We start from the raw sequence: 15,509 nt of genomic DNA, 5'->3' as shown, positions 1-15,509 counted from the left end.
AGATCGAGGACCCGCAAGATGACCGCCATCGACCCAGATACCCTGAGCGCCGACGAGGCTCGCGAAGCCCGCAAGGCGAAGCTCTTCACACGCATCAACAAGGCCGATTCCTGGTTCAAGGTGCTCGGCCTCTCTTTCGTGACTCCGCTGCTGAAAGCCGCCGCCGGCGACAATCCCAAGGCGCAGGTCAAGGAAATCTGGCTGCTGCTCGGCGTCCCGCTGCTCTCCATCGCCTGCTTCCTGCTGCTCTGGGGCAATCTCGCACCGAAGGTCCAGACCTCGCTCGGCGCCGTCCCCGGCCCGGCCCAGGTCTGGGAGCAGGTCGGAAACCTGCATGAGGACGCCAAGCGCGAATGGCAGAAGGAAGAGGATTTCTACATCCGCCAGGACGAGCGCAACGCCAAGCTCGAAGCCGCCGGAAAATCAGACAAGGTCAAGCAGCGCGCCTATACCGGCAAGCCGACCTATTACGACCAGATCTGGACCTCGATCAAAACCGTGTTCTTCGGCTTCCTGCTCGCCTCCGCCGTCGCCATCCCGCTCGGCATCGTCGCCGGCCTCTCCCGTGCAGGCGAAGCGGCTCTCAACCCGGTCATCCAGATCTTCAAACCGGTCTCGCCGCTGGCCTGGCTGCCCATCGTGACCATGATCGTCTCGGCCACCTACACGACCAATGACGGCATGTTCACCAAGTCCTTCCTGATCTCGGCCATCACCGTGACGCTCTGCTCGCTTTGGCCGACGCTGATCAACACCTCGCTCGGCGTCGCCTCCATCGACAAGGATCTCGTCAACGTCTCCAAGGTGTTGAAGATGAACACCCGGACCAAGATCACCAAGCTGGTGCTGCCCTCCGCCCTGCCGCTGATCTTCACCGGCCTGCGCCTCTCGCTCGGTGTCGGCTGGATGGTGCTGATCGCCGCCGAAATGCTGGCCCAGAACCCGGGTCTCGGCAAATTCGTCTGGGACGAGTTCCAGAACGGCTCCAGCCAGTCGCTCGCCAAGATCATGGTCGCGGTCTTCACCATCGGCATTATCGGCTTCCTGCTCGATCGCCTGATGTTCGCGCTCCAGTCGCTCTTCACCTTCTCCAACAACCGGTGACCCAGATGAGCATCCTCAAGTTCGAAAATGTTTCCAAGAGCTTCGGTGAAGGCACCGCCAAGACCGATGTGCTCAAGAACATCAACCTCGAAGTGGAGGAAGGCGAGTTCCTCGTCCTCCTCGGCTTCTCCGGCACCGGCAAGACCACGCTGATCAACCTCATGGCCGGGCTCGAATTCCCGACCAAGGGCGCGGTCACCTTCAAGGGCGCCCCCATCACCGGCCCCGGCCGCGAGCGCGGCGTGATCTTCCAGAACTACTCGCTGATGCCCTGGCTCACGGTTGCCGGCAATGTGCGCCTCGCGGTGGACACGGTCTTCCCCAAGATGCACGGCACCGAGAAGGAAGAGTTGGTCGACAAATACGTCAAGATGGTCGGCCTCTCCCACGCTACCGCCCGCCGCCCCGCCGAGCTGTCCGGCGGCATGCGCCAGCGGGTGAACGTGGCCCGTGCACTGGCCATGTCCCCGGAGTTGCTGCTGCTCGACGAGCCGCTCTCCGCGCTGGACGCGCTGACCCGCGCCAATCTCGCCGACGAGATCGAGCATATCTGGGAAGCCGACAAGAAGACCTGCGTGCTCATCACCAATGATGTCGACGAGGCCATCATCCTCGCCGACCGCATCATCGCCCTGAACCCGGACGGGACGCTGGGCGAGGAGTTCCGCGTCAACATCCCCCGCCCGCGCGACCGTGGCGAGATGAACCATGACGAGGAGTTTAAGCGCCTGCGCGGTGTCGTCACCAAATACTTGATGGAAGCCGGCATCGAGGCCAAGGCGGAGGAAACCCGCGAGCTTCCCAATGTCACCGCCATCCATAACGAGCTGCCCCCTGCCGCGCTTAAAGCGGCCCAGGCCGGCGGCAGGATCGACAAATACCTGGAGTTCTCCCAGCTCCACAAGATCTACCCCACGCCGAAAGGCCCGCTCACCGTCGTCGAAGATTTCAACCTCAAGATGAACAAAGGCGAGTTCATCTCCCTGATCGGCCATTCCGGCTGCGGCAAGTCCACCGTCCTGACCATGGCCGCCGGGCTCAACGACATCTCCAAGGGCGTCATCAATCTCGACGGCCGTGGCGTTGTCGGCGCCGATCCGGAGCGCGCGGTGGTCTTCCAATCGCCCTCGCTCTTCCCCTGGCTCACCGCCAAGGAAAACGTCGCCGTCGGCGTGGAAAAGGTCTATCCCCGCGCCTCCCGTGCCGAGCGGCAGGACATCATCGAATATTACCTCGAACGCGTCGGCCTCGGCGACAGCATGGACAAGGCGGCCGTGGATCTCTCCAACGGCATGAAACAGCGCGTCGGCATCGCCCGCGCCTTCGCCCTCTCGCCGAAACTGCTGCTGCTCGACGAGCCCTTCGGTATGCTCGACAGCCTCACCCGCTGGGAACTGCAGGAAGTCCTGATGGAAGTCTGGTCCCGCACCAAAGTCACCGCGATCTGCGTCACCCATGACGTGGACGAGGCGATCCTGCTGGCCGACCGCGTCGTCATGATGACCAACGGCCCGCAGGCCACGATCGGCCGCATCGTCGATGTCGACCTGCCCCGCCCCCGCACCCGCAAGGCGCTGCTGGAGCATCCCGATTACTATCTCTACCGCGAGCAGGTTCTCTCCTTCCTCGAGGAATACGAGCACGGCGCCACCCCCAAACCCGCACCTGCGGTTGAAACCGCCAAACCGAAAACCGAGGAGGCCGCCTGATGGATCTCACACTCGACGCCCCGACCCGCACCTTCATCGAAGTCGCCGAGGTCTGGATCCCCGAAAACGGCAATCTGGTGCTGGCCGCCGGAAACTATGGCAGCCTCGAAAACTTTGCCTCGATCTCCGGCAATGAAAGCTTCGCCAAGGGCGAGGGCCTGCCCGGCAAGGCATGGGCCGAGGCTCGCCCGGTCGTTCTCAAGGAATTCAAGGGCTCCTATTTCAAGCGGACCGAGGCTGCGCATGAAGCCGGACTGACCAGCGCCGTGGCGATCCCGGTCTTCAATGGCGAGACGCTCAATGCCGTTCTGGTCGTGCTCTGCGCCGATGACAGCGAGCGCACCGGTGCCATCGAGGTCTGGCACGACAAGGACGACGCATTGATGCTGGAGGATGGCTATTACGGCGCCGCCAAACATTTCGAATGGGTGTCCAAGCACACGCATTTCCCGCGCGGCCAGGGCCTGCCGGGTGCGGTCTGGGCCTCCAGCACACCGATCCTGATGCGCGACCTCGGCTCGGGCTACAAGTTCATCCGCTCCGAGAGCGCCGGCAAGGCGGGGCTGACCACCGGCCTCGGCCTGCCCGTCCCGACACCGGGCGATGCGGATTACGTGCTGACCCTGCTATCGGCCCGTGGCACGCCCATCGCGCGCCGCTTCGAGATCTGGGACGCCCGCGCCGCCAAGGTCGGCAAGGCGAATGAAGCGGTGCTGATCGATGGCATCTGCGCCCGCGAAGGTGCGCTCTGGAGCGAGGAGACCGAGCGCCGCGCCACCGCGTGGCAGGGCCTGATCGGTCGCGTTCTGGGCAGCGGCATTCCGGTTGTCGAGAGCAAGGTTCCGGGCCTGACCGCCGGATACGAGTCCATGGTCGCCTTGCCGATCCACCAGAACGGCGAGTTGTCCCATATCGTCGCCTGGTACGTGTGAGAGGTCTGATCCCATGAACGAACCCCAGATCACCCTGATCCAGGAAAGCTTCGCGAAGGTCGTGCCGATCAAGCAGCAGGCCGGCGAGATCTTCTACAGCAAACTCTTCGAGATCGCCCCGGAGGTCCGCCCGCTCTTCAAGGAAGACGTGACCGAGCAGGCCGGCAAGCTGATGACCATGCTGGGCACGGTCGTGAACGGATTGCGCGAACTCGACAAGATCGTGCCCGTCGCCCGGAAGATGGCCGTAGAACATGCCGATTTTGGCGTGAAACCCTCCCACTACCAGCCCGTCGGCACCGCACTTATCGCCACTCTGGAAGCCGGTCTGGGCGAAGATTTCACCCTCGAGACCCGCGAAGCCTGGGTCGAAGCCTACACTGTGCTCTCCACTGTAATGATCGACGCCGCCGAAGGCCAAGGAGCCCTCCAATGAGCAAGAAAAAACTCGTCGTCATCGGCGCAGGCATGGCCTCCGGCCGGGCGCTGGAACAGCTCTTCGACGCAGATCCCGACGGTTGGGACGTGACCCTCTTCAACGCCGAACCGCGCGGCAACTACAACCGCATCATGCTGTCGCCGGTTCTGTCGGGCGAAAAAACCTACGAGGAAATCGTCACCCATGACGATGCATGGTATGAAGAACATGGCGTAACATGCCGTTTTGGAGAGAAAATTACCAAGATCGACCGGGACGCCAAGACCGTGACCGGCGAGGATGGCACCCCGCTTGCCTATGACAAGCTGCTCGTCGCCACCGGCTCCAACCCCTTCATCATCCCGCTGCCGGGCCATGATCTCGACGGCGTCATCGCCTATCGCGATCTCGAAGACACCAACGCGATGATCGACATCGCCGGAACGCCGGGCGCACGGGCTGTGGTCATCGGTGGCGGCCTGCTCGGTCTGGAAGCCGCAGCTGGCTTGCGGATGCGCGGCATGGACGTGACCGTTGTCCACATCATGGGCCATCTAATGGAGCGCCAGCTCGACGAGGCCGCTGGCTATCTGCTGCGCAAGGCGCTGGTGGATCGGGGCATCAATGTCATGTGTTCTGCAAATTCCAAAGAAATCATGGGCGTAGACGGCAAAGTTAAAGCTCTTATGCTCGATGATGGCACCGAGCTGCCCTGCGACATCCTTGTCATGGCCGTCGGCATCCGCCCCAATACCGGCCTCGGCGCCGAGGCTGGCCTTGCCACCGGTCGCGGCATCCATGTTGACGATCACATGCTCACCTCGGACGAGAATGTCCTCGCCGTCGGCGAATGCGTCGAGCATAACGGCGCCGTTTTTGGCCTCGTTGCCCCGCTCTACGATCAGGCCAAGGTCGTGGCGAAAACGCTGGTCGGAGAAGCCGCGTATTTTGTGCCCAAGGAGGTCTCGACCAAGCTCAAGGTCACTGGCTGCGACCTCTTCTCGGCGGGCGATTTCGCCGATGGCGACGACCGCGAGGACATCGTTTTCCGCGATCCGGGCCGCGGCGTCTACAAACGCCTTGTAATCAAGGAAAACAAGATCATCGGCGCCGTCATGTATGGCGACACCGCTGACAGTAGCTGGTTCTTCGGCCTGATGAAGGACGAGGAGGACATCTCGGAGATGCGCGAGACGCTCATCTTCGGCCCCGCCTATCAGGGGGGTGACCCGCTGGACCCTATGGCGGCCGTTGCAGCCTTGCCGGCTGACGCAGAAATCTGTGGTTGCAACGGCGTTTCCAAGGGCGACATCGTCGCTGCCATCGAAGGGGGGGCTATCGACCTCGCCGCCGTGCGCGCCACGACCAAGGCGTCCGGCTCCTGCGGCACTTGCACCGGGCTTGTCGAACAGGTTCTCGGCGTGACTCTGGGCGATGATTTCGTCATTCCCGCCGCGCAAAGCATCTGTGGCTGCACCGAGCACAGCCATGAAGATGTGCGCCGCCTGATCAAGAGCCAGGAACTCAAGAGCCAGGCCGCTGTCTGGCAGGAACTTGGCTGGAAATCGAAAGACGGCTGCCATGTCTGCCGCCCGGCAGTGAACTACTACCTTCTCGCCGACTGGCCGGTCGAATATCAGGACGACCCGCAAAGCCGCTTCATCAACGAGCGCAAGCACGCGAATATCCAGAAGGACGGGACCTTCTCCGTCGTCCCGCGCATGTTCGGCGGCATGACCACGCCGGACGAACTGCGCGCCATCGCCGATGCGGCGGACAAATACGATGTCCCCACCGTGCATGTAACGGGTGGCCAGCGCATCGACCTTCTCGGCGTGAAAGGCGAGGACCTGCCGGCGATCTGGGCCGACCTGAACAAGGCCGGAATGGTCTCGGGCCACGCCTATTCCAAGGGCCTGCGCACGGTGAAGACCTGTGTCGGCACCAATCACTGCCGCTTCGGCACGCAGGACAGCACCGGCCTCGGGATCAAGCTGGAACAGAAGCTCTGGGGCGCCTGGTCGCCGCACAAGTTCAAGCTCGCCGTCTCCGGCTGCCCGCGCAACTGCGCCGAAGCCACCTGCAAGGATCTGGGCGTGATTTGTGTCGATAGCGGCTACCAGGTCGGCGTCGGTGGCGCGGCGGGCATGGATCTGCGCGAGACCGACCCGCTGGCGCAGGTTCCCACCGAACAGGAGGCCATCGACGTCACGGTCGCCTTCTACCAGCTCTATCGCGAACACGCCAAATACCTCGATCGGCCCTATAAATGGATCGCCAAGGTCGGGCTGGACTGGGTCAAGGAACGCGTCATCGACGATCTGGACAACCGCAAGGCCCTGATCGAGCGCTTCGAGCTGTCGCAGTCCATCTACCAGAAGGACCCCTGGGCCGAGCATATCGAGGAACGCGCCGAGACCTACCAGCCACTCGCCGATCTCTTCCAGCAGGCCGCCGAATAGGCTCTTTTTATCCGGAAATATCTCGGGGAGGTCGCGGCCAGCCGCGACGGGGGCCGCGGCCCCACCCCCGCCTCAACACAGGAACCGAACCATGACCACCTGGATCGACATCGGCGCCCTCGAAGACATCCCCACCCGCGGTGCCCGCGTGGTGAAGACCGCCCTTGGCTGCGTCGCCATCTTCCGCACCGGCGAAGAAGAGGTCTTCGCCCTCGAAGATCGTTGCCCCCACAAGGGCGGCCCGCTCTCCGAAGGCATCGTGCACGGCGCCTCGGTGACCTGCCCTTTGCATAACTGGGTGTTCAGCCTCGAAACAGGCGAAGCCACGGGCGCTGACGAGGGAATGGTCCCGACCTATCCCGCCCGCGTCGAAGCTGGCCGCATCCTGCTCGATGCCACGCGCCTCGAGAACCGGAGCGCTGCCTGATGATGGATGGCGCCACCCGCCCCGCAAAGCTGCTGCAGGTCGAGGGCCGACTGGCCACCTGCACGACCTGCCCCTATTGCGGCGTCGGCTGTGGCGTCAATGCCGTCCCGGACGGCCTTGGCGGGCTGACCATCTCTGCCGACAAGACCCACCCGGCAAATGAAGGCCGGCTCTGCTCCAAGGGGACGGCGCTTGGCGAGACAACCTCGCTCGACGACCGCCTGCTTGCGCCGCAGATCAAGGGCCGCGAGGCCAACTGGTCCGATGCGCTCGATCTCGTGGCAACGAAATTCCGCAAGGCCATCGAACTGCATGGCCCCGACAGCGTCGCCTTCTACGTCTCCGGCCAGCTCCTGACCGAAGACTACTACGTCGCCAACAAGCTGATGAAAGGCTTTATCGGCTCGGCCAATATCGACACCAATTCCCGCCTCTGCATGGCCTCCTCGGTCGCCGGCCACCGCCGCGCCTTCGGGACGGACACCGTGCCCGGCCTCTACGAGGATTTCGATCAGGCCGAGTTGGTCGTACTCACCGGGTCCAACCTCGCCTGGTGCCACCCGGTCCTGTTCCAGCGCCTCGTGGCCGCCAAGAAGGCCAATCCGAAGCTCAAGGTGGTCAATATCGACCCCCGCCGGACTGCGACCTCCGATCTCGCCGACCTCCATCTGGCCATCGCCCCGGGCGGCGATGTGGCGCTCTACAACGCGCTGCTGGCCTATCTCGCGGACGCGAATCGGCTCGACACCGATTATATCAGCGCCAATGTGAACGGCTTCGAAGAGGCGCTCACCGCCGCCCGCGCCGACGACCCCGCAGCCACCGGCCTGACAGACGAGGAGATCGCGGGGTTCCTCGCCCTCTGGGCCGGCAGCGAAAAGGTCGTCACGATCTATTCGCAAGGCGTCAACCAGTCCACCGCCGGGACGGACAAAGTCAACGCGATCCTCAATTGCCATCTGGCCACGGGCCGCATCGGCAAACCCGGCATGGGCCCATTCTCGGTCACCGGCCAGCCCAACGCCATGGGCGGGCGCGAGGTTGGCGGTCTGGCCAATATGCTCGCCTGCCATCTCGATATCGAGAATGCCGAACACCGCGCCGCGGTGAAGGAGTTCTGGGACGCCCCGCGGATGCCGGACGGCCCTGGCCTCAAGGCGGTGGACATGTTCCGCGCCGTCGAGCGCGGCGAGATCAAGGCGCTCTGGATCATGTGCACCAACCCGGCCGTCTCCATGCCGGATGCAGACCGCGTCGCCGCCGCGATCGAAGCCTGCGACTTCACAGTCGTCTCCGATCTCACCGCCGAGACCGACACCGCGCGCCTCGCCGATGTGCTCCTGCCCGCCACGGGCTGGGCGGAGAAGGACGGCACGGTCACCAATTCGGAGCGCTGCATCTCGCGCCAGCGCACTATCCTGCCGCCGCCCGGATCTGCCCGCCATGACTGGCAGATCATCTGCGATGTCGCCGAGCGCATGGGACACGGCGCGGCATTTGACTTCGCCTCCCCCGCCGAGATCTTCCGGGAATACGCAGCGCTGTCCGGCCTCGCCGGCAAGCTTGGTCGTGATTTCGACATCTCCGACCTCGCCGATCTCTCCGACCGCGATTTCGACGCATTGGAACCCTTCCACTGGCCTTGCGCCGGCGCCCGCCAAGGCGGCCGCTTCTTTGCCGAGGGTGGCTTCTACCATGCCGATGGCAAGGCGAAGATGCTGGCCGTCACGCACCGCGCCCCGGCTTCCGTCCCGAGCGCGGCCTACCCGTTCCGCTTCAATACCGGCCGCGTCCGCGACCACTGGCACACGATGACACGCACGGCAAAATCCGCGCGCCTGAGCCAGCACATCGCCGAGCCCTTCCTCGAAATCCATCCGCAAGACGCCGCATCGCTCGGCCTCGCCCCGGCCTCCCTTGCCGAGGTGACGAGCCCGCAGGGCCGCGCTCTGCTCCGCGTGCTGATCTCGGATCGTATCCAGACAGGACAGGTCTTCGCCCCCATGCACTGGACCGGCGAGACCGCGCCCGCAGGCCGCATCGACGCGCTTGTCGCGGCCAATACGGACCCCTTCTCTGGCCAGCCCGAGAGCAAGGCCAGCGTGGTGGCCATCCGCCCCTTCGCCGCCGCTTGGTACGGCTTCGCGCTGTCCACCAAGGAATTCCGCCCCGACACCGACTACTGGGCGCGCGCGCGGACCCGCGACGGCTGGCGCGCTGAACTCGCCTGCTCCCGCGACCCGTCCGACTGGGAGGACGAGGCCCGCGCCCTCTTCGGCCTCGGCGCGGAGGCGCAGGCACTGACCATGATCGACCCCATGCGCGGCGCGGCCCGCCTCGCCTTCCTCGAAGAGGGCCGCCTCGTAGCCGCGCTCTATGCCGGCCCCGAGCCGGTTGGTGTGTCGCGCAGTTTTCTCGCCGGGCAGATCGGCGCGGAGACGGATGGGGCCATCCTTTCCGGCCGCCCCGGCGCCGAGCGCCCCGATCCCGGCGCGACTGTCTGCGCCTGTTTCGATGTCGGGCAGAACACGATCCTCGAGGCGATCCGCTCCCAAAGCCTCCTCTCTGTCGAGCAGATCGGAACAGCACTTCAGGCCGGGTCCAATTGCGGCTCCTGCAAGCCGGAGCTTCAGGCGCTTCTCGACGCGGCAACCACGCCTGTGGCCGCGGAATGACGAGATCTGCGGGCCTCGCGCAACAATGCCGGGCACGGCCCTCCTGGGCGGGCTCCGTTGCGCTGCCCGGCGTGCCACCCTGCGGGAAAACTGAACAATTCCCTCCCCGAGCAACCGTTCCACATATCGCGCGCGTATCGGCTATGCTTGCTGTCACCCAGACCGACAGCCCCAAGCCGGAGACCGCACGATGAGCCTGAAAGACTATGTCCGAGCCATGGGCCGTGGCCCTTCCCGCGGCCGCTCCCTGACCGAGGCGGAAGCGCTGGATGCGATGACGCAGATCCTCGCCGGCACAGCTGCGCCGGAAGCCGTCGGCGCACTCCTCATGCTCATGCGCTATCGCGGCGAGACCCCGGAGGAGCTGGCCGGTTTCACCAGGGCTCTGCAGGCGTCCTTGCCCGCCTGGAACGGCCCTGCCCCGGCGCTCGACTGGCCCAGCTTCGCCGCTGGGCGCACACGCGGCCTGCCCTGGTTCCTGCTCTCCGCCCGCCTTCTGGCCGAGGCTGGATACCCTGTCCTGCTCCATGGTTGGAACTCACATCAGGGCGTCACCGCCTCGGTCACCGCCGCCCTGCCCCATGCCGGCATCGCCCAGGCCCGCAGCATGGAAGAGGCCGCGACCCGGATCGCCGGGACCGGCATCGCCTATATCTCGCTCGCAGACTACGCCCCGCGCGCTCTGGAGTTGCTGCAATTGCGTGACATCCTCGGCCTGCGTTCGGCCATCAACACCGTGCTGCGCCTGACCAATCCCGCCGGGGCCTCCGCCGCCGTGCAGGGGGTCTTCCACCCGCCATATCTGGCGTTGCAATCCGAGGCTGCACTGCTGCTGGATCTCGAAGCTTCCTGCGTCATCAAGGGTGGCGGCGGCGAGTTCGAACGCAACCCGGCCAAGGCGGCCCCGCTCTCTGGCATCGAGGCTGGCGCCCTGCGCGAGGGCACCGCCCCTGCACTGCTGCCCGAAACCCATGCCCGCCTCGCCGACGGCCCCGAGACCGCTGACAGTCCTGAAGCCCTGACCTCCCTCTGGACAGGCGCGTCGCAAGATCCCTTCGCCACCGCCATCGTCACCGGCACTTCCGCGCTGGCCCTTCTCACCATGGGAAAGGCCGAAACCCCAGAGGCCGCCGACCGCCTCGCGCAAACTCTCTGGGTCAATCGTGATCCCGCCCCCCTCCAAAACGACCGCTCTCCGCAAAGGAAGACCGCATGAAGACCTTCCCGATGTTCCTCAAGATGAAAAACCGCCGTGTTGTGATTGCAGGCGGAGGAGAACAGGCCGCACAAAAAGCGCGCCTGGTCCTGAAGACCGAGGCCGAGATTGTTTTTCTCGCCCCCGAGCTGGACGAGGAACTGACAGATATGGTCGCCGCCGGCCAGGCTCGGCAGGACAGAACTGCTCCCTCCGTCGAGAGCTTCGCCGGCGCCGCACTGGTCTTCATCGCCACAGGCTGCGTCGGGCTCGACACCGCCCTGCAGATACTCGCCAAGGAGGCCGGCGCCGTGGTCAACGTGGTTGACCAGCCCGAGCTCTGCGATGCCTACACACCCTCCATCGTCGATCGCGACCCGGTTGTCGTCGCCATCGGCACCGAGGGCAACGCGCCGGTGCTCGGGCGGATGATCAAGACCCAGGTCGAAGAGATGCTGGAGCCGCGCCTGGGTGATTTCGCCCGCCTTGCCGGGCGTCTGCGCGACTCGGTGGCCGCCCATGTTCCTGCCGAGGCCCGGCGCGGATTCTGGCGCTGGATGTTCGGCGCCGAGCCTCGCCAGCTCCATGCGCGTGGCTCGGATCATCGCGCCGCGCGGCTGCTCAAATCCGCCATCGCCGCAGGCGGCGCGCCCGACGCACGCGACGGAGGCGCAATCTCCCTGATCGGAGCCGGGCCCGGCGCGGCTGACCTGCTCACCCTGCGCGCCGTGCAGCGCCTTCAGGAAGCGGATGTGATTTTCTCCGCGCCCGGGGTCGATCCGGCCGTGCTGGAACTGGCCCGCCGCGATGCCGAACGGGTCACGGAAAACACGCCAGCGTCCGCACTTGCATGGCCCTCTGTCGGGCTCGACAGCCGTATCACCGCCGAAGCCCGCCGCGGCCGCAGCGTTGTGCGCCTTCTGCCCGGTTCGGTCACAAGGGCCGAGGGCGCCGCATTCGAAGCGTTGTCCCGCGAGGGCATAGAGATCGAAATCGTTCCCGGCGTCGCCGACATGGAGGCGAAACAGTCGATCCCCTGCAAGGACCGCGCGGCGTTTTGACCCGCGCCCTTTCCGTGCTACCGTTACGTCACGCACGAACAGGGAGACACTCCATGCGACCAACTGCCATTGCAGCCGCCCTCATGCTCACCCTCTTGCCTGCCGCCGCACTGGCGGAAGGCTGTTCCTGGGAGCATCGCAACCAGAGCGTGAGCCAATGCCCGGACGGGCATGTTCAGGACGCCACGACCGGGGCCTGTGTAAAACAGACGACGAGCTGATCCGAACAGGACGCCGGTAACGCTGCCTTAAGCCAGATGCGTCTAACCTGCCGTCGAGACAGACGTGCAGGAGATGGATGTGGCCAACGACCTGACCCCGATTCCCGTAGCGATTCCCATGGCCACGCCGATGGCCATGGGTTCACTCGCGGAGCCTTCCCCGGACCGTGCGCCTGCAAAGGCGCGCATGCATCTGACACGGCAGCAGAAGGCGGCCGTGATCGTGCATCTTCTTGCCTCCGAGGGTGCCGAACTGCCCCTGGCAGAGCTGCCAGAGGAGTGTCAGGCCGATATCACGACAATCCTCGGACAGATGCGCACGATCGACCGGGACACATTGCAGGCCGTGGTTGAAGAATTCGTCAGCGAGATGGACGGGATCGGCCTGACCTTTCCAGGCGGGATTGAAGGCGCGCTCGGACTTCTTGAAAACCATATGAGCCCGTCGACCTCTGCCCGGCTGAGGCGCGAGGCAGGCGTTGCGGCTCGCGGGGACCCCTGGGACAGGATCTCCGGCCTTGCGCCGGAGCGTCTGGTTGCGGTGCTCGCGGAAGAGAGCACGGAAGTTGGCGCTGTCATGCTGTCGAAGCTTTCGGTGGCGCAGTCGGCAACGCTCCTGAGCATGCTGCCGGGCCAGCGGGCGCGCGAGCTCTCCTACGCTATCTCCCGGACGGGCCATGTCCAACCCGAGACGGTGCAGCGAATCGGCCTCTCCCTTGCCGCGCAGCTTGATGCCGAGCCGGTCAGCGCCTTCGCGGATGGCCCCGTGCAGCGCGTTGGCGCAATTCTCAACTACAGCCGGGCAGCCACCAGGGACGACGTACTCGAAGGGCTCGACGAGACGGATGCAGAATTCGCCGCGGAGGTCCGTCGCGCAATTTTCACCTTCGCCAATATCCCCGGCCGCATTACGGAACGCGACATTCCCCGCGTCGTGCGCGGGATCGATCAGGCTGTTCTGGTCAAGGCGCTCGGCTTTTGCGAAGGCGATGCCGCCATGGAGGCGGCCCGGGATTACATCCTCGAGAACATGTCCAAGCGCATGGCCGAAGCGCTACGCGAAGAGATGGCAGATTCCGGCAAGGTCCCCGATGCCGATGGCGAAGAGGCGATGAATTCTGTCGTCGGCGAGATCCGCCGGCTCGTCGAGGAAGGCGAATTGCTGCTTGTCGCGGAGGATGGCTGACCCCAAAGCGCAGGACCCTCGTGGTCCAAACCGAACATGTTAGTGCTCATGTTCGGAGCCAGAAAGCGGGTCTGTGCGCGATCAGCGCGGCCAAAGCGTCAAGCAAAGCTCATGCCGTCGGAGAGCTTGAGGCTCATCGGATCATGCGGGGACCAGATCATGCCATTGACAGGACGGGCGCGCGCCACCTTCAACGTCCCCTGATAGACGCAGGTTTTCCGGCGGTGACGGCAGTCCGGGCTTCGCACCACGCCACTGACCAAACAGGCCAGTCCAAAGCGACCTCCGGTGCAGCTGACCTGCCGGACGCAATGGTGGGCTTGAGATCGGGCGCAGGCTTGCCTATGTCTGCTCGTCGCGAGAGGATCCAATGGCATCGACTTCCAAATCCAATTCGGACCTGACCGGAACGCGGTCGCAATGGCTCCAGGACCGTGCACTCCGGTCCGCGCTCTGGGTCGCGCGACGCTTGCCTTATGAACAGCGCGTGCCCTTGTTCGGCGCTCTGGCACGGGCTGCAGCCGGCCCGGGTTCCGTTTTTCGCAAACGCATGCTGGACAATCTCGACCACGTCTGGCCCGACCGTCCGATCGAAGACCGGCAAGCCATTGCCCGCGCGGCGGCGGACAATGCCGGCCGCACGCTGATCGAGCATTACTCGATGCAGGAACTCGCCGAACGGTCCGCCAGCATCACGCCGGAAGGCCCCGGCTGGGATGTCCTTCAGGCAGCACAGGCGGCCGGCCGACCGACCATTCTCATCACCGGCCATTATGGCAATCACGAGATGGCTTTCATCTGCCTCTCCGGGCGCGGCATGTCTGCGGGCGGGCTCTACCGGCCGATGCAGAACCCTTACGTGAACCAGCATTACGTCGACGCCGTGGACTCGCTCGGACGCGGCCCGCTCTTCGAGCAGGGGCGCGCCGGGATGGGGCGTCTCCTTCGCCATCTTCGCGGCGGCGGCACGGCGATCATTCTCAACGATCTCTATGTGGGCGGCGGAGTCGAGATGGATTTTCTCGGCAGGCCGGCCCGCACCGCACTTTCCAGCGCCGAATTCGCGCTGAAGCTGAACGCGCCGCTGATCCCCTTTTACGGTATCCGCCAGGCCGACGGTCTCAACTTTCGCTTCGTCCTCGAGGAACCGATTCCGTCCGGAACGCCCGAGGAGATGACCGCCGGTTTCAACCGCTCTCTGGAAGCCCGGATCCTGGAAGATCCCGGGCAATGGTTCTGGCTGCACCGTCGCTGGAAACGAAAATGGCAGGGCGGCGCGGGCATGGTCCCCGGGCTGCATCCGGCGGAGCTTCCGCGGCAGAAATCACGCTGAGGTCAGGGCAGTTGCACGGCACCGACGATCGGGCCGAACCCATCTTCCTGAACTATCACCACCGCCTGCTCCGGGCCCGAGAGGACCAGGTCAAGCGCGAGCGGCGCAGCGCCGGTCCAGGCGCTCAGGGTTTCCCAATCCGTGACGATATTTGTGTAACGCAACGTCTTTCCGGCGTTCTCTCCGCGCGTGATCTTGACCTTTCGCTCCTTGACGAAGCGCACGAGATCGACCCTGTAGCGCCCGGCATCCGCAAGCGCTGGCGCGGTCACAATGATCGTTTCGTTTGCGCGCTGCGCTGTGAGCCGAACCGGCTGTCCAGCACTCTGGTGGCGCATCAAGGCATCGGCCAGTTCCATCGGCCGCGTGCCGACGATCTGCTCGGTGCCCGCGACCACCATCTGCGGCGTGTAGATCGTGCGCGAGCCGGCAACATGCGCATAGGCTTTCTGCCGCGCGGTGTGTTCGGGGCGGGCAAAATCATCGGCCCAGCCGATGTAATCCCAGTAATCGACATGCAGCGCGAGTGGCAGGATGTCATGGCGTTCGGTCAACTCGTTCAGGAGCGCATCCGCCGGCGGACAGGAGGAACAGCCCTGCGACGTGAACAGCTCGACCACGATCAGCCCGGCCCCCTCGGCCCGCGCTGACAGCGCCTGGCCCAGAAGCAGCCCTGCTGCGACAAATCCTGCTAGAACGCTCTTCACTCTCATCCGCGCCTCTTTTCGTCTCGCTGACGGAACTCTTAACCGTCGCCGCTTTCAACAGCCAATCAAGAACCCGTGG

Annotated in this window: 13 protein-coding genes; 12 read left to right on the top strand and 1 reads right to left on the bottom strand. The window is 65.0% G+C overall.

Annotated features, from left to right (window positions below; translation table 11 throughout):
- Positions 1-18 precede the first annotated feature (18 nt).
- The 12 genes from R3X27_RS17115 to R3X27_RS17060 all read left to right on the top strand — a co-directional run bounded on the left by R3X27_RS17115 (position 19) and on the right by R3X27_RS17060 (position 14,723).
- On the top strand, positions 19-1,104 hold the full coding sequence (locus R3X27_RS17115; protein WP_317710093.1) for an ABC transporter permease: 1,086 nt from the start codon (positions 19-21) through the stop codon (positions 1,102-1,104).
- Positions 1,105-1,109: 5 nt separating this feature from the next.
- Positions 1,110-2,813 carry an ABC transporter ATP-binding protein gene (locus R3X27_RS17110; protein ID WP_317710092.1) on the top strand — a complete coding sequence of 568 codons (1,704 nt, stop codon included), beginning with the start codon at positions 1,110-1,112 and terminating at the stop codon, positions 2,811-2,813.
- The gene (locus R3X27_RS17105) at positions 2,813-3,745 is read left to right on the top strand and encodes a GAF domain-containing protein (RefSeq protein WP_317710091.1); all 933 of its coding nucleotides are present in this window, start codon (positions 2,813-2,815) and stop codon (positions 3,743-3,745) included. The genes R3X27_RS17110 and R3X27_RS17105 overlap by 1 nt, the downstream gene beginning before the upstream one ends.
- Before the next feature lie 13 nt (positions 3,746-3,758).
- Positions 3,759-4,181 carry a globin family protein gene (locus tag R3X27_RS17100; RefSeq protein WP_317710090.1) on the top strand — a complete coding sequence of 141 codons (423 nt, stop codon included), beginning with the start codon at positions 3,759-3,761 and terminating at the stop codon, positions 4,179-4,181.
- Complete coding sequence (nirB, locus tag R3X27_RS17095; protein ID WP_317710089.1) at positions 4,178-6,625, top strand: nitrite reductase large subunit NirB; 2,448 nt, start codon at positions 4,178-4,180, stop codon at positions 6,623-6,625. Before R3X27_RS17100 ends, nirB begins: the two co-directional genes overlap by 4 nt.
- A gap of 91 nt (positions 6,626-6,716) precedes the next feature.
- Positions 6,717-7,052, top strand: a complete 336-nt coding sequence (gene nirD / locus R3X27_RS17090; protein WP_317710088.1) for a nitrite reductase small subunit NirD — start codon at positions 6,717-6,719, stop codon at positions 7,050-7,052.
- A 2-nt stretch (positions 7,053-7,054) separates the two neighbouring features.
- Positions 7,055-9,727: a molybdopterin-dependent oxidoreductase gene (locus R3X27_RS17085; protein ID WP_317710150.1), complete on the top strand. Its 2,673-nt coding sequence runs from the start codon at positions 7,055-7,057 to the stop codon at positions 9,725-9,727.
- A 190-nt stretch (positions 9,728-9,917) separates the two neighbouring features.
- Positions 9,918-10,943 carry a glycosyl transferase family protein gene (locus R3X27_RS17080; RefSeq protein WP_317710087.1) on the top strand — a complete coding sequence of 342 codons (1,026 nt, stop codon included), beginning with the start codon at positions 9,918-9,920 and terminating at the stop codon, positions 10,941-10,943.
- Positions 10,940-11,983 (top strand): NAD(P)-dependent oxidoreductase, encoded by a 1,044-nt coding sequence (locus R3X27_RS17075; protein ID WP_317710086.1) that lies wholly within the window; start codon positions 10,940-10,942, stop codon positions 11,981-11,983. The genes R3X27_RS17080 and R3X27_RS17075 overlap by 4 nt, the downstream gene beginning before the upstream one ends.
- Before the next feature lie 53 nt (positions 11,984-12,036).
- Positions 12,037-12,204 carry a hypothetical protein gene (locus tag R3X27_RS17070; protein ID WP_317710085.1) on the top strand — a complete coding sequence of 56 codons (168 nt, stop codon included), beginning with the start codon at positions 12,037-12,039 and terminating at the stop codon, positions 12,202-12,204.
- Between the two features lie 79 nt (positions 12,205-12,283).
- Positions 12,284-13,390: a flagellar motor switch protein FliG gene (locus R3X27_RS17065; RefSeq protein ID WP_317710084.1), complete on the top strand. Its 1,107-nt coding sequence runs from the start codon at positions 12,284-12,286 to the stop codon at positions 13,388-13,390.
- Positions 13,391-13,760: 370 nt separating this feature from the next.
- A complete protein-coding gene (locus tag R3X27_RS17060) occupies positions 13,761-14,723 on the top strand; it encodes a lysophospholipid acyltransferase family protein (RefSeq protein WP_317710083.1) in 963 nt (320 codons plus the stop codon).
- A gap of 2 nt (positions 14,724-14,725) precedes the next feature.
- On the opposite strand, the gene R3X27_RS17055 is transcribed toward R3X27_RS17060, so the two are convergent.
- Positions 14,726-15,436 carry a DUF1223 domain-containing protein gene (locus R3X27_RS17055; protein WP_317710082.1) on the bottom strand — a complete coding sequence of 237 codons (711 nt, stop codon included), beginning with the start codon at positions 15,434-15,436 and terminating at the stop codon, positions 14,726-14,728.
- Positions 15,437-15,509: the final 73 nt, after the last annotated feature.

The organism is Tropicimonas sp. TH_r6 (assembly GCF_033101155.1).
Taxonomy (GTDB): Bacteria; Pseudomonadota; Alphaproteobacteria; order Rhodobacterales; family Rhodobacteraceae; genus Tropicimonas.
This window is presented reverse-complemented; position numbering and strand designations above follow the sequence as displayed.